This is a genomic window from Marinobacter similis (assembly GCF_000830985.1).
Classification (GTDB): Bacteria; Pseudomonadota; Gammaproteobacteria; order Pseudomonadales; family Oleiphilaceae; genus Marinobacter; species Marinobacter similis.
The window spans coordinates 1,321,005-1,334,886 of the sequence record NZ_CP007151.1 but is presented as its reverse complement, the minus strand read 5'-3'; the positions used below and the strand labels follow the sequence as shown (position 1 = coordinate 1,334,886).

At 58.7% G+C, this 13,882-nt stretch carries 11 protein-coding genes and 1 pseudogene; 10 read left to right on the top strand and 2 right to left on the bottom strand.

Going from position 1 to position 13,882, the window contains the following annotated elements:
- Positions 1-49: 49 nt before the first annotated feature.
- The 5 genes and pseudogenes from AU14_RS06260 to AU14_RS06240 all read left to right on the top strand — a co-directional run bounded on the left by AU14_RS06260 (position 50) and on the right by AU14_RS06240 (position 6,839).
- A pseudogene (locus tag AU14_RS06260) lies at positions 50-1,209 on the top strand (acyl-CoA dehydrogenase family protein).
- Positions 1,210-1,233: 24 nt separating this feature from the next.
- Positions 1,234-2,052: an enoyl-CoA hydratase/isomerase family protein gene (locus tag AU14_RS06255; RefSeq protein ID WP_041339728.1), complete on the top strand. Its 819-nt coding sequence runs from the start codon at positions 1,234-1,236 to the stop codon at positions 2,050-2,052.
- 152 nt (positions 2,053-2,204) lie between these two features.
- Positions 2,205-4,175, top strand: a complete 1,971-nt coding sequence (locus tag AU14_RS06250) for an acetyl-CoA carboxylase biotin carboxylase subunit (protein WP_041339726.1) — start codon at positions 2,205-2,207, stop codon at positions 4,173-4,175.
- Positions 4,172-4,999 carry an SDR family oxidoreductase gene (locus AU14_RS06245; RefSeq protein WP_041339724.1) on the top strand — a complete coding sequence of 276 codons (828 nt, stop codon included), beginning with the start codon at positions 4,172-4,174 and terminating at the stop codon, positions 4,997-4,999. The genes AU14_RS06250 and AU14_RS06245 overlap by 4 nt, the downstream gene beginning before the upstream one ends.
- A gap of 10 nt (positions 5,000-5,009) precedes the next feature.
- On the top strand, positions 5,010-6,839 hold the full coding sequence (locus AU14_RS06240; protein ID WP_041339722.1) for a long-chain-acyl-CoA synthetase: 1,830 nt from the start codon (positions 5,010-5,012) through the stop codon (positions 6,837-6,839).
- 468 nt (positions 6,840-7,307) lie between these two features.
- On the opposite strand, the gene AU14_RS06235 is transcribed toward AU14_RS06240, so the two are convergent.
- Together AU14_RS06235 and AU14_RS06230 are read right to left on the bottom strand one after the other, a co-directional pair.
- Complete coding sequence (locus AU14_RS06235) at positions 7,308-8,288, bottom strand: NADPH:quinone oxidoreductase family protein (protein WP_041339720.1); 981 nt, start codon at positions 8,286-8,288, stop codon at positions 7,308-7,310.
- 145 nt (positions 8,289-8,433) lie between these two features.
- Positions 8,434-9,006, bottom strand: coding sequence for a BLUF domain-containing protein (locus AU14_RS06230; protein ID WP_041339719.1), 573 nt, complete (start codon positions 9,004-9,006; stop codon positions 8,434-8,436).
- 178 nt (positions 9,007-9,184) lie between these two features.
- Between AU14_RS06230 and AU14_RS06225 the strand changes: the two genes are divergently transcribed.
- The 5 genes from AU14_RS06225 to AU14_RS06205 all read left to right on the top strand — a co-directional run bounded on the left by AU14_RS06225 (position 9,185) and on the right by AU14_RS06205 (position 13,875).
- Positions 9,185-9,802: a trimeric intracellular cation channel family protein gene (locus AU14_RS06225; protein WP_041339717.1), complete on the top strand. Its 618-nt coding sequence runs from the start codon at positions 9,185-9,187 to the stop codon at positions 9,800-9,802.
- A 153-nt stretch (positions 9,803-9,955) separates the two neighbouring features.
- The gene (locus AU14_RS06220; RefSeq protein WP_041339716.1) at positions 9,956-11,254 is read left to right on the top strand and encodes an NCS2 family permease; all 1,299 of its coding nucleotides are present in this window, start codon (positions 9,956-9,958) and stop codon (positions 11,252-11,254) included.
- 30 nt (positions 11,255-11,284) lie between these two features.
- Positions 11,285-11,827: an adenine phosphoribosyltransferase gene (locus AU14_RS06215; protein ID WP_041339715.1), complete on the top strand. Its 543-nt coding sequence runs from the start codon at positions 11,285-11,287 to the stop codon at positions 11,825-11,827.
- A 24-nt stretch (positions 11,828-11,851) separates the two neighbouring features.
- On the top strand, positions 11,852-12,514 hold the full coding sequence (locus AU14_RS06210; RefSeq protein ID WP_041339713.1) for a fumarylacetoacetate hydrolase family protein: 663 nt from the start codon (positions 11,852-11,854) through the stop codon (positions 12,512-12,514).
- A gap of 47 nt (positions 12,515-12,561) precedes the next feature.
- Positions 12,562-13,875: an ABC1 kinase family protein gene (locus AU14_RS06205; RefSeq protein ID WP_041339712.1), complete on the top strand. Its 1,314-nt coding sequence runs from the start codon at positions 12,562-12,564 to the stop codon at positions 13,873-13,875.
- Positions 13,876-13,882 lie beyond the last annotated feature (7 nt).

Genomic DNA, 13,882 nt, shown 5'->3' with positions numbered 1-13,882 from the left:
GCACAGACACAACAATTGAGACCTGATTTCAGACAAGGAGAACAACAAAATGAAATTCACCGAAGAGCACGAAGCGCTGCGAAAAACAGTTCGGGACTTCGTCGAGAAAGAGATCAATCCGCACTGCGACGAGTGGGAAGAAGCCGGCGAGTTCCCGATTCACGACGTGTTCAAGAAACTGGGCAAGCTCGGCATTCTGGGCATCCAGAAGCCGGAAGAATACGGCGGTATGGGTCTCGACTACAGCTACAACCTGGTGGCCGCTGAGGAACTGGGCATGGCCCATTGCGGCGGTGTACCCCTGGCTGTCGGTGTACAAACCGACATGTGCACCCCGGCCATCGCCCGGTTCGGCTCCGATGAACTCAAACGCACCTTCCTGGCGCCCGCCATCACCGGTGACATGGTCGGCTGCATCGGCGTCAGCGAAGTAGGCGCAGGCTCCGATGTTGCCAACACCAAAACGGTTGCCCGGGCAGACGGCGATGACTACATCATCAACGGCTCGAAGATGTGGATCACCAACAGCCCGAAAGCCGACTTCATTTGCCTGCTGGCCAACACCAGCGACGACAAGCCCCACAAGAACAAATCCCTGATCGTGGTGCCGATGAACAGCCCGGGCATCTCCTTCAGCCCGCACCTGAACAAACTGGGCATGCGCTCCTCCGAAACTGCTCAGATCTTCTTCGACGATGTGCGCATGCCCCAACGCTACCGCATCGGCGCCGAAGGCACCGGCTTCATGATGCAGATGCTGCAGTTCCAGGAAGAACGCATGTGGGGCGCGGCCAACGTCATCAAGTCCCTGGAAAACTGCGTCGACAAAACCATCGAATACTGCCGGGAACGCAAAACCTTCGGCCAGTCACTGCTCGACAACCAGGTAATTCACTTCCGCCTGGCTGAGCTGCAGACCGAAATCGAAGCCCTGCGCGCCCTAACCTACCAGCCTGCGAACTGCACATCGAAGGCAAGGATGTCACCAAGCTGGCGTCCATGGCGAAGCTGAAAGCCGGCCGACTGGGCCGAGAGGTTACCGACAGCTGCCTGCAGTACTGGGGCGGTATGGGCTACATGTGGGACAACCCGCTTTCACGGGCCTTCCGGGACGTTCGCCTGGTCTCCATTGGCGGCGGCGCCGACGAAATCATGCTGGGCATCATCTGCAAAATGATGGGCACACTACCGGGCAAACAACGCGATTAAGCAAACTTAGTGGAGTTGGTTGGGATGGAATCTTTACCTCATTGCGAAACACTGCTGCTGGAAAAACAGGGCCCGACCCTGGTGGTCACCATCAATCGCCCTGATGTTCGCAACGCCATGAGCCTGCAAATGGTGGCCGAGCTGTCTGCGGTTTTCTCCCAGATCGAATCGGACTTGAGCATCCGCGCGGTGGTTATCCGCGGCTCCGGTGGCCATTTTTGCGCCGGTGGCGACATCAAGGACATGGCCGGGGCCCGCAATCAGCCAGCGGCCGAGGGCGAGGCTGATCCTTTCTACCGGCTGAACCGCGCCTTTGGCCAGATGATCCAGCAGGTCAACGAATCCTCAAAGGTGGTTATTGCGGTCACCGAAGGCGCTGTCATGGGCGGCGGGTTCGGTCTCGCCTGCGTCTCCGATGTAGCCATCGCCGGCCCTACTGCCAACTTCGGCATGCCGGAAACCTCACTTGGAATCATCCCGGCCCAGATAGCCCCGTTCGTGGTCGAACGCATCGGCCTGACCCAGGCCCGACGCTTGGCACTGCTTGGTTTGCGGATTAATGCGGAAGAGGCCTGCACCCTCGGCATAGTCCATCAAGCGGCCGATTCCGATGAGGAGCTGGAGGAGATGCTCTGCCATACCCTGGACCGAGTCCAACTGTGCGCGCCCGGAGCGACGGCGCAAACCAAAGCCCTCCTGCACCAGGTTGGCCAGGAAAATATGAGCGGCCTGCTCGACGACGCCGCCCAGAAATTTGCCAAGGCTATTCGCGGCAGCGAGGGCGCCGAGGGCACCATTGCATTCATGCAGAAACGGCCGCCGTCGTGGGCAGAACCAGACTAGTTCGAGGGAGTGAGCGGTGGCGGACAGGCTTTCAGAAAATGTCGGAGGCCATGGATGGCCGGAGCCAAGCGCACATGGATGTGCTTGTAGCGGTTTTCTGAAAGCCTGTCCGGTACCGATCACGGATAGGCACAACTAACGAGACCTGCACCATGTTAAGCAAACTGCTGATCGCCAACCGCGGTGAAATCGCCGTCCGCGTCATCCGCACCGCCAAGAATCTGGGCTACCGCACCGTGGCAGTCTATTCCGAGGCTGACGCCAACGCCCTGCACGTGCACGAAGCCGACGAGGCGGTCTGCATCGGCCCCGCACAGGTGACGGCCTCCTACCTCAATGCCGAAGCCATTCTCGAAGCTGCCCGCAAGACCGGTGCCGACTGCATTCACCCCGGCTACGGGTTCCTGTCTGAAAACTCGAACTTTGCCAACGCCTGCAAAGCCGCCGGTCTGGTGTTTGTGGGCCCGCCTTCGGACGCCATCGAACTGATGGGCAGCAAGCGGCGCTCCAAACTGGCCATGCAAGACGCCGGCGTACCGGTAGTGCCCGGCCACGAAGGCAACAACGCCAGCGACGAAGAACTGATCGCTGCGGCCGCCGACATCGGCTACCCACTCATGATCAAAGCCTCTGCCGGTGGCGGTGGCCGCGGCATGCGGCTGGTGAATGCCGAACCGGAACTGGCCGACAACATCAAACGGGCCCGCTCCGAAGCCAAGCAGGCCTTCGGCGACGACGAGCTGATACTCGAAAAAGCTGTGCTCGAACCCCGGCACGTTGAAATCCAGGTGTTCGCCGACAGTCATGGCAACGCCGTGTACCTGGGCGAACGGGACTGCTCGGTACAACGCCGACACCAGAAAGTGGTCGAAGAGGCCCCCTCTCCGTTTGTGACACCCGATCTTCGTTCAGCCATGGGCGAAGCCGCCGTCACTGCCGCCTTGGCTTGTGGCTACGAAGGCGCAGGCACTGTCGAGTTCCTGGTGGACAAAAACCGCAATTTCTACTTCCTGGAAATGAACACCCGCCTGCAGGTGGAACATCCGGTCACCGAACTGATCACCGGCCAGGACCTGGTGGCCTGGCAACTGGCAGTGGCCGAAGGCCGCCCGCTGCCATTGGCCCAGCACGAGATCCAGCTGAACGGCCATGCCATCGAAGTCCGGCTGTACGCCGAAGACCCAGCGAACGGTTTCACACCCCAGACCGGACCCCTGCTGCAATTCAAACCGGCCGAGGGCGAGAGCCTACGCTTCGACACCGGGGTCCGATCCGGCGACACCGTCACGCCTCACTACGATCCGATGCTGGCCAAAGTCATTGCCTGGGGCCAAACCCGGGACGATGCCCGCAGGCGACTGATCCGTGCCCTGGAAGACACGGTCATTTTCGGCGTCACCACCAACCGTTACTTCCTCAGCCGCATCATCGCCGACGACACCTTTGGTGCCGGTGAAGCCACCACCGCCTTCTTACGGCAGGCATTCCGGGACGACCCGTCACTTCAGCCCCAGCAACCCTCGCTGCGGGAACTGGCCCTGGCCGCCGGCATACTCGACCATAGCCAATCGGGCCAAAGCGCCTGGAGAAATGCACCGGCGACCCGCACCCCCATCACCCTTGAACTGGATGGTAAAAACCAGGAGCTGTTGGTGTCCCGGGCGGGCAACCGTCTGAACATCGCGGTTGGCGACAACCAGTACGAACTGGTTATCGAAGCACTCGAGAGCGACTTTCTGTGCACGATCGACAATGGCGTCCGTCAAAGGTGCCAATATCACCGCGACGGCGATTCCCTATATTTCCAGGCCTTCGGCCAGTCCTGGTCGGTGCGGGATGTCACCCACCAGCCTCCCGCAGGCAGCCTGGGAGCTGGCAGTGGCCGGGTGCAGGCCTCCATGGACGGCGCCATCATCGAAGTGCTGGCCAGCTCCGGGCAAAGAGTCAGTCAGGGGGATACACTGGTTATTCTCGAGGCCATGAAAATGGAACATCCGGTCAAGGCCGACCGTGACGGTGTCGTCAGCCAAGTGCTGGCAGGTGCGGGCGACCAGGTTAAACGCAATCAGCTACTGGTCGAGATAACGACTGAAGAGTCCGCCCAACAGGAGGCCGAGTCATGAACACATTGAAAGGACGTACCGTCTTTATCACTGGCGGCAGCCGCGGCATTGGCCGGGCCATTGCCCTGGCATGCGCCCGCCAGGGTGCCAACGTGGTGATCGCCGCCAAATCGGACACTCCGCACCCGAAATTGCCGGGCACCATCCACACGGTTGCCGAGGAAGTGCGGGCGGCCGGTGGTCAGGCACTGCCCCTGGTACTGGACGTGCGCGATGATCAACTGGTCAAACAGCGCATGGACGAAGCTGCCGACCACTTTGGCGGCATCGATGCCCTGGTTAACAACGCCGGCGCCATTCGGCTGACCGGTGTAGAGAACCTCAAGGCCAGTCGCTACGACCTGATGCACCAGGTCAACGCCCGGGCGGTGTTCACCTGCAGCCAGGCTGCACTGCCCTACCTGAAGAAATCCGACCGCGGCCACATTCTGAGCCTGTCGCCACCGCTAAACCTGAACAGCAAGTGGTTCGCCCAGTATGGCCCCTACACCACCACCAAATACGCCATGACCATGCTGAGCATCGGCATGGCCGAAGAATTCCAGCGCTACGGCATCGCCGTGAACACACTCTGGCCCAAGACCCTGATTGCCACCGCCGCGATCGAGTTTGAAGTGGGCGGGCCGGCCATGATGGCTCAGGGCCGAAAGCCGGACATCATGGCTGATGCAACGGTGAGCATTCTGAACCGGTCTGCAGATGAGCTTTCCGGCCAGAACCTGATCGACGAAGACCTGCTGCGCCAGGATGGCGTGACTGATTTTGAACACTACCGATACGCTGCGGGCGACAAGCCCCTGCTACCGGACCTGTTCCTGGACTAGGAAAAACAGCATGAGCAATGATCAAGTCAGAGCCCGGGACATCGTGCGAAGCCTACCCGGCATCGTCCGAAAGTTCCCCACGATCGCCCGGGGCTATTACTATTACGCCGTTAAAGACCAGAACCGGGAACTGACCCTGGGCACCCTGATCGAGCGCAATGCCGAGCGGCACGGCGACCGACCAGCGGTGCTGTTTGATGACCGGGCGATCAGCTGGAGCGAGTTCAATGGCTGGGCCAACCGCATTGCTCATTTTTTCCAGAACCAGGGCCTGACCAAGGGCGACGCTATTGCCGTGTTCCTGGAGAACCGCCCGGAGCTGCTGGCGGTTGTCGCCGGCGCCGCCAAGCTGGGTGTGGCATGCGCCATGCTCAACACCTCCCAGAAAGGCAAGGTGCTGGAACACAGCATCAATCTGATCGAGCCCAAGATGGTGGTTGTCGGTGAGGAGCTACTTGCCTCGTTCGACGGAGTGAAAGATGGCCTGAAAACCGGTCACCCCGACCCTTTCCTGTTCATGGCCGACATCAACACCCTGAACGCCTTTGGCGAAGCCCCAGAAGGCTTCACCAACATGGCCGAGCGGGTCAGTACCTTCAACAGCGGCAACCCCGCGCTGCTCGACCCTCCGCGCATGGGCGACACCGCTATCTACCTGTTCACCTCCGGCACCACCGGCCTGCCCAAGGCCGCGCCCGGCTCACACCGCAAGTTCGTCAAAGCCTACGGCGGTTTCGGCATGATGTCGCTGGCCATGGAGCCGGAAGACGTCCTGTACTGCACCCTGCCGCTCTATCACGGCACGGCCCTGCTCGTGTGCTGGGGCTCGGTGCTTGCCGGTGGTTCCGCCATTGCGATACGCCGCAAGTTCTCCGCCAGCGCCTTCTGGGACGACGTCCGCCGATACCGCGCCACCACCTTCGGCTATGTTGGCGAACTCTGCCGCTACCTGCTGAACCAGCCGGCCAGCGAACAGGACCGAAACCACAGACTGAGCAAGATGATCGGCAACGGCCTGCGGCCTTCCATCTGGCGCGAGTTCAAAGAGCGCTTTGGTATCGACACCGTGGCCGAACTCTATGCCTCCAGCGAAGGCAACATTGGCTTCAGCAACTTCTTCAACATGGACAACACCGTTGGCTTCTCCACCGCTCCGTACAAGCTGGTGAAATTCCACGACGGCACCCGGGATCCGATTCGCGACAAGAAAGGCTTCATGCAGGAAGTTGGCAAAGGTGAGCCGGGACTGTTAATCGGCGAGATCACCAAGAAGTGGTCGTTCGAGGGCTACACCCAGAAAGAGGCAACCGAGAAATCCATCCTCCGGGATGCCTTCAAGAAAGGCGACGCCTGGTTCAATACCGGCGATGTATTGAAAGAAATCGGCTGCCGCCATCTTCAGTTCGTGGACCGCATGGGCGACACCTACCGCTGGAAAGGCGAAAACGTCTCCACCAACGAGGTAGAGAACATCATCGACGGCTCTGGCATGGTCGAGGAAGCGATCGTTTACGGCGTCGAGATCCCGAACACCAACGGCAAGGCCGGCATGGTGACGCTGGTGCCTCACTCCAACGGTAGCGAGTTCGACGTCAACAAACTGTTCGCCTACCTCCATGCCAACCTGCCTCCCTATGCGATACCGGTCTTTGTGCGGGTCACCCGCGCTATCGAGAAAACGGGTACCTTCAAGTACCGCAAGGTGGATATTCAGAAAGCCGGCTATTCACTGGAACGTGAAAACGATGAGGTGTTTGCCTGGTTGCCCCGGACCAAGGGTTATACGCAGCTGACGTCTGAGCTGTTTGCTGACATTGATGGTGGGAAGGTTAACTTCTGACGATTGGTTTGGGGGCTTGTCTCTGGCCCCAGCCTTTTGGCTATGGAGTTAGCCGGTCCAGGGCTGTCTTCCCAAAAACCGCTACAAGCACATCCGTGTGCGCTTGTTTCGGGCCTCCCGTGGCCCTCCACATTTTTGGGAAGACTACCCTGAACCGACTCCTAGGCCGCGGTGCGATAGTCATGACGCTAGAACAGCGCACATTGCTATACCGCGACTATCCCCTTGCAGTTTGAGAGGTATAGAGGGGAACTTCTCCCAAAAATGTCGAAGGCCAAGGATGGCCGTAGACAAGCGCACATGGGTGAGGCAAGCGTTTATGAAGCAAAGCTTCATGCGCAGCCGAACGACAGCAATCTGTGATTGCTGGCCGGACCCCAACGGGGTGCCCGTAGCGGTTTTTGGGAGAAGTTTTCCTCTATGCCCCGCACCCAACCCCACATGCTAGATGCAGAGACACAATCAAAATCAGGAGCCGACCTTAAGCACCACCTTCCCAGTAGCACGACGCTCAGTCAGAGCGCCCAGCGCCTCGGCGTAATCCTCAAACTCGAACACTTCGCTGATCTTCGGATCGATCTTGCCCTCGGAGTAGAGCTTCATCAGCTCCATCATGTTCTGGGCACTGGCCTCGGGCTCGCGCTGGGTGAAGCTGCCCCAGAACACACCAACCACGGAGCAGCCTTTCAGCAGCGTCAGGTTGGCCGGCACCTTGGGAATGTCGCCGGCGGCGAAACCGATGATCAGGTGGCGGCCGTTCCAGCCCATAGCCCTCAGGGCCTGCTCGGTGAAGTCGCCGCCGACTGGATCGTAGATAACATCCACGCCCTTGCCCTTGGTCAGGTTCTTCACCGCTTCCTTCAAAGGCTCTTCGCTGTAGTTGATCAGCTCATCGGCACCGGCTGCCTTGGCAATGGCCAGCTTCTCCGCGGAGCTTGCTGCCGCGATCACCCGTGCGCCCATGGCTTTACCCAGTTCCACTGTGGCCAGACCAACGCCGCCGCTGGCACCCAGCACCAACAGGCTTTCGCCCGGCTGCAGGTTAGCACGCTGTTTCAGGGCGTAGTATGAGGTGCCATACACCATGGTAAAGGCTGCGGCTTTCTCGTCGGACATACCTTCCGGCACTGGCAGCAGATTCTGTTCCGGCACAACGACTTCCTCGGCAAAAGCACCGTAACCGGTCAAACCGGCAACGCGGTCGCCCGGCTTGAAGCGTGTCACCTTTTCGCCCACCTCAATCACTTCTCCAGCCATCTCACCACCCGGGGAAAACGGCAGGTTCGGCTTCAGCTGGTACTTGTTTTCGATGATCAGGGTATCCGGGAAGTTCAGGCCGGCCGCTTTGACCCGCACTTTTACGCCGCGCCCCTTTACTTCCGGGCTTGCGACCTCTTCGATAACCAGCGTGTCGGCCGGGCCGTATTCCTTGCAGAGTATGGCTTTCATGGAAACTCCTGTAGTGATCGTTGTTGTTGGCTAGGCCCCAGTACCTGATTGGACCCTATGATCTGTACTCAACAAACTAAACAGAGTCACTGCATGAAGCAAATGAAGCCTTTTGATCCATTTTTATTAGTCAGATTTATCCAGTTCAAAGCATGGAACCGGCGTAGAATAGAGCTCCCATCAAACCCAGGGCCGCTGCAATCAGCCCCGCACGCAGGGCCGGCGAAAATACCTGCGGCTTTTTACGCTTATTGTCCCTTTCCGCCTCGTCGTGATTGACCAGTTTTTGATCCACGCTCGAATTGCGGATTAGATCAATCATTTCCTCACATTGCTGCGACGTAAAGGAAGCAGGATTAAAGCTGTCCAGAGCATGATTCTCAAGAAACCGTCGGACATCCCTGGATAACGGTACGTATTTCATTGACCAACTGGAAAACGTTGAGCTTTCTAATGGCTCCTCAATCAGAGTCACGATGTTTTTATGCCTTTCGTCTTTCTGAATTCTTTTGTAGAGCTCCTGAACCTCGCTCTCCTCACCTTCGAGATACTGGAAAAATCGATTGTCGCCGTAATAGAGCCCACCAACTAATTGCCGTTTAGCGTTATTGTGCCGAGACGTCATGAGGATCCGTGCGACATGGGGCTCGACGCCCTTTTCCACCGGCTTTGATTGAAAGGTAGCTTCACTGGCATAGGCCAAACGCAGAAGAGGCATGTGGACGACTCCGGAACTGTATAGTTGTAGTTGAGATACAACTACGCTGGCCTACCTGAATTCGGATCAAAAAGAATGTGCTGGCGACGGCAGCTGGATGATCAATAAATAATTATCAGCTATTCTTCGCGCAACCAAAACATCTTCCATCCAGCTCACTGACCAGCCAGGTTCTCACGTGTTCGATATCGTCTACCTGCTCGAAATGACCGGAATCGTCGCCTTTGCCATCTCAGGCATGCTGGTGGCGCGCGCCAAAAATATGGACCCGGTAGGCGTCTTTACTATCGGCTTTATCACGGCGATGGGCGGCGGCACCCTGCGGGACCTCATTCTGGACAACCACCCGGTTTACTGGATTCAGCACCAGGAACTGCCGATGTTGATTCTGGTTCTGGCCATCGTGTTCAGTTACTGGCAGCGCGCCGGACGGCTTCCGACATCGAAGATCGTGCTGCCAGATGCTATCGGGCTGGGCGTGTTCTCCATCCTCGGTGCCCAGCTGGCGCTGGACCTCGGGCATTCCTGGTTCATCGCTTCGCTGCTTGGCGTGATGACCGGTACCTTTGGCGGCGCATTACGTGACACCTTGTGCAACGAAGTGCCGTCCATTTTCCGCAAGGACCAGATCTACGCGTCGATATCCTTCGCAGGCTGCTGGGTCTACTTCCTGTGCCAGTGGTTGCTGGAAAACGAAGCCCTGGCATTGACTATAGGCCTGTTATTTATCGTCATCGTCCGAATGGCGGCTGTGCGCTTCGATATTCGCCTGCAACGGGATCCAACCCAGGGCTAATTTGTCGCCTCATCTTTAGCACGCTGTCAATCATCCCTTGGCCTGAGAGCCTTCAGACGGTAACATTGCCGTTTTTTCGCGCAATCTGCGTTTCCCATTCGAAACCGGTTCCCAACTCCTAACTTTTGGCATCCTGAGAGGCAGACTCCCGTCATGCTTGAACGACTGTTCCAACTCCAGGCCCACGGCACCACTGTTCGTAAAGAACTGGTTGCGGGCGTAACCACCTTCCTGACCATGGCCTACATCATTGTGGTCAACCCCAGCATCCTGTCGTCGACCGGCATGGATTTCGGTGCCGTGTTTGTCGCCACCTGCCTGGCGGCCACCATCGGAACCCTGATCATGGGTCTTTGGGCCAACTACCCCATCGCGCTGGCTCCCGGCATGGGCCTGAACGCCTTCTTCTCTTTCACCGTCGTCGGCAGCATGGGTTACAGCTGGCAGGTTGCACTTGGTGCGGTCTTCTTGTCTGGTGTCATCTTCTTCCTGCTCAGCATCCTTAAGGTGCGCGAGTGGATCATTAACAGCATTCCGATGTCCCTGCGTTTCGGTATTTCTGCCGGTATCGGCTTCTTCCTGGCGCTGATCGCCCTGAAAAACGCCGGCATCGTGGTGGATAACCCAGCCACCCTGGTCGGCCTGGGTGATATCAAGGTTGCCGAAAGCCTGCTCTTCTTCGGTGGCTTTGTGCTGATCTGTGCGCTGTCGTTCCGACGTGTCACCGGTGCCGTTATGATCGGCATCATTGCCATCACCGGTATTTCCATGATGCTCGGTATGGTTGAGTACAACGGGCTTGTTTCCGCCCCGCCAAGCCTGGCACCAACATTCATGCAGCTGGACATAGCCGGTGCCCTGAACGTTGGCATGATCAGCATTGTCTTCGCGTTCCTGTTTGTTGACCTGTTCGACACCTCCGGCACCCTGATTGGCGCCGCCCAGCGTGGCGGTCTGCTGGACAAGGACGGCAAACTTCCCCGCCTGGGCCGCGCCCTGATGTCCGATTCGGTCGCCACCATGTCCGGCGCCGCCATGGGCACCTCTACCACCACCAGCTACATTGAATCCACGGCCGGTATCTCGGCCGGTGGCCGCACCGGCCTGACTGCCGTGGTCGTCGCGGCCCTGTTCCTGGCGTGCCTGCTGCTGTCGCCGATTGCCAGCATTATTCCGGCCTACGCCACCGCACCGGCATTGATGTATGTCGCCGTGCTGATGACCGGCGGCCTGAAGCTGGTGGACTGGGACGACATCACCGACGCTGCTCCGGCAGTGGTGACGGCACTGATGATGCCGCTGACGTTCTCCATCGCAAACGGCATCGCCATGGGTTTCATCACCTATGCCATCGTAAAAGCCCTGAGTGGCCGCTGGTCTGACCTGAACGCCAGCGTCGTTACCATTGCCGTGGTCTTCGTCCTGAAATTCATCTTCCTGGATGCGGCATAAGCCGCATCCTGAGTCATCACCGGATCTGTCATGGATTATTTCTCTGAAAGCATCAAGAAGGCGATTCGCACCGTGCCGGACTGGCCCAAGCCCGGCGTAGCGTTTCGCGACATCACCACGGTCCTGCAGGACAAGACCGCGTTTCGCAAGCTGATTGATGCCTTTGTCCATCGCTATCACGGCCATGAAATCGATGCCGTGGCTGCGGTCGATGCCCGCGGCTTTATCATTGGTTCGGCCCTGGCCTACGAGCTGAACGCCTCCCTGGTCCTGGTGCGGAAGAAGGGCAAGCTGCCATTCGACACTCTGGTCGAGGACTACGAGCTTGAATACGGCACCGCCTCCGTTGAGCTGCACAAAGACGCCTTCAAACCGGGCGACAAGGTGGTCCTGGTCGACGACCTGATCGCCACTGGCGGCACCATGCTGGCTGCCACCCGCCTGATTCGCCGGATTGGCGCCGAAATCGTGGAAGTGGCTGCGATGATTGACCTGCCCGACCTCGGCGGTTCCAGAAAGCTGCAGGAAGATGGGCTTCAGGTTTATACTGTCTGCTCGTTCGACGGAGAATAAACCAACAGCGCAAGGGAGGCGGTTATGCAGGACTATCAACATCACTGGAAAGATGGCACACCCGTGCACTTGCCTCTGGGCAAGATTGTCTGCATCGGCCGCAACTACGCTGAACACGCCCGGGAACTGAACAATCCGGTTCCGGATGAGCCGCTGCTGTTTATCAAACCCTCGACAGCAGCGGTGCACATCACCCGCCCGCTGGCCGTGCCCCACGATCGTGGCGAAGTTCACTATGAGGCCGAGCTGGCCGTTCTGATTGGCCGCCCTCTGACCAACGCCTCCGCCAGTGAAGCGGAAACCGCCATTCTCGGCTACGGCCTGGCGCTGGATCTGACTCTGCGGGATATCCAGAGCAAGCTGAAAGAAAAGGGCCAGCCCTGGGAAAGGGCCAAATCCTTTGATGGCGCCTGCCCCCTCTCCCCCTTCGTCGCCGCAGACAAGCTGCATAAAGACCATATCCAGTTCACCCTGGATATCGACGGCGAGCGTCGCCAGACCGGCGACAGCCGCGAAATGCTCAATCCCATCGTGCCTCTGATCGCCCACATCAGCAGCCAGTTCAGCCTGTTGCCGGGTGACATTGTACTGACCGGAACCCCCAAGGGCGTCGGCCCGCTACAGATCGGCCAAACCCTGTCTCTCGAACTGGAAGACCTGCTGTTCGTCGAAACCAAAGTGGTTTAACGTTTGGCGTGAGCAAACTTATCTCCGGTTGAGGACGTACAACCTGCATGGCAAAAAAACCGGTAACTTCCCGTAGTGGTCGATTTCTGAAACTCGCAGGCATGACGGCTTCCGTGGCTGGACAATACGCCGGTCAGCGGGCGCGCCGCATATTCCGGAGCGAGAATGACGATGGCGCCCAGAGTGAAAGCTACACCCGCATGGCCGGGCAGATAGCCGATACGCTGGGCGAGCTCAAAGGCGCGGTCATGAAAGTGGGCCAGATTGCCTCACAGACTCAGGATTTTCTGCCCAAGGAATTCTCCGACGCCCTGCAAACCCTGCAGAAAGAAGCTCCGCCGATGCCATTCCCGGTGATCGTCGAGCAGATCGAATCCGAATTGGGCAAGTCCATTGCCGAGCTGTTCGAATACCTTCAGGAGAAGCCCTATGCCGCGGCCTCCATCGGCCAGGTCCACCGCGCCCGCCTGCACGACGGCACCGACGTTATTGTCAAAGTGCAGTACCCCGGCGTGGACGATTCCTGCGATTCCGACCTGAAGCAACTGCGCCTGGCGCTGAAACTGGGCGGCCTGCTGAAAATGCCCAAGGAAGCAGTCGACCAGCTATTTGGAGAGATTCGTGAGCGGCTGAAGGAAGAGCTGGATTACGTCAACGAAGCGGACAACCTGCGGCTGTTCCGAAAATTCCACGAGAAAGACGACTGGATCATCATTCCCGACGTGATCGACAGCCACTCCACCCGCCGGGTTCTGACCCTGGAACTGGTGGAAGGCGACCACGTCAGCGAAGTGACGCCTGCGCGCTACGACCAGGACACCATCAACCTGATCGGCCATCGCATTTTCACCACCATGGCAGACCAGCTGTTTCGCTTCCAATGCATCCACGGTGACCCCCACGCCGGCAACTTTGCCTACCGACCGGACGGCTCGATCATCCTGTATGACTTTGGCTGTGTGAAGAAGCTGAAGCCTGAAATCATCAAAGCCTACCGCCAAGCCTTAGTAGCCGCGCTGCAGGAAGACTATCAGGCCCTGGATCGCCACCTAATTGACCTGGGTGCAAGGGTGGAAAGCCAGCCAGCGGTGGACGAGGCCTATTACGCCATGTGGCGGGACATTCTCATTGTCCCATTCGATCAGGAAGAACCTTACGACTTCGCGGAAGCGGATCTGCACCAGCGTGTAGCCGCCAAGACCAGCACAGTGTTCAAATACCTGGAATATTTTAAACCACCGGTGGAGAGCATCTTCATTGACCGGATGATAGCCGGGCATTACTGGATGTTGAAGCGGCTAGGTGTGCAGGCGGCGTTCCGGTCCGAGCTGGAAAAATACCTGGAAACCTCACTCGACTGAGCCACAA

Excerpts from the sequence above, each read along its gene's own strand:
- AU14_RS06255 (WP_041339728.1), top strand. The coding sequence starts at position 1,234 with ATGGAATCTTTACCTCATTGCGAAACACTGCTGCTGGAAAAACAGGGC.
- AU14_RS06250 (WP_041339726.1), top strand. The coding sequence starts at position 2,205 with ATGTTAAGCAAACTGCTGATCGCCAACCGCGGTGAAATCGCCGTCCGC.
- AU14_RS06245 (WP_041339724.1), top strand. The coding sequence starts at position 4,172 with ATGAACACATTGAAAGGACGTACCGTCTTTATCACTGGCGGCAGCCGC.
- AU14_RS06240 (WP_041339722.1), top strand. The coding sequence starts at position 5,010 with ATGAGCAATGATCAAGTCAGAGCCCGGGACATCGTGCGAAGCCTACCC.
- AU14_RS06235 (WP_041339720.1), bottom strand. The coding sequence starts at position 8,288 with ATGAAAGCCATACTCTGCAAGGAATACGGCCCGGCCGACACGCTGGTT.
- AU14_RS06230 (WP_041339719.1), bottom strand. The coding sequence starts at position 9,006 with ATGCCTCTTCTGCGTTTGGCCTATGCCAGTGAAGCTACCTTTCAATCA.
- AU14_RS06220 (WP_041339716.1), top strand. The coding sequence starts at position 9,956 with ATGCTTGAACGACTGTTCCAACTCCAGGCCCACGGCACCACTGTTCGT.
- AU14_RS06215 (WP_041339715.1), top strand. The coding sequence starts at position 11,285 with ATGGATTATTTCTCTGAAAGCATCAAGAAGGCGATTCGCACCGTGCCG.
- AU14_RS06210 (WP_041339713.1), top strand. The coding sequence starts at position 11,852 with ATGCAGGACTATCAACATCACTGGAAAGATGGCACACCCGTGCACTTG.
- AU14_RS06205 (WP_041339712.1), top strand. The coding sequence starts at position 12,562 with ATGGCAAAAAAACCGGTAACTTCCCGTAGTGGTCGATTTCTGAAACTC.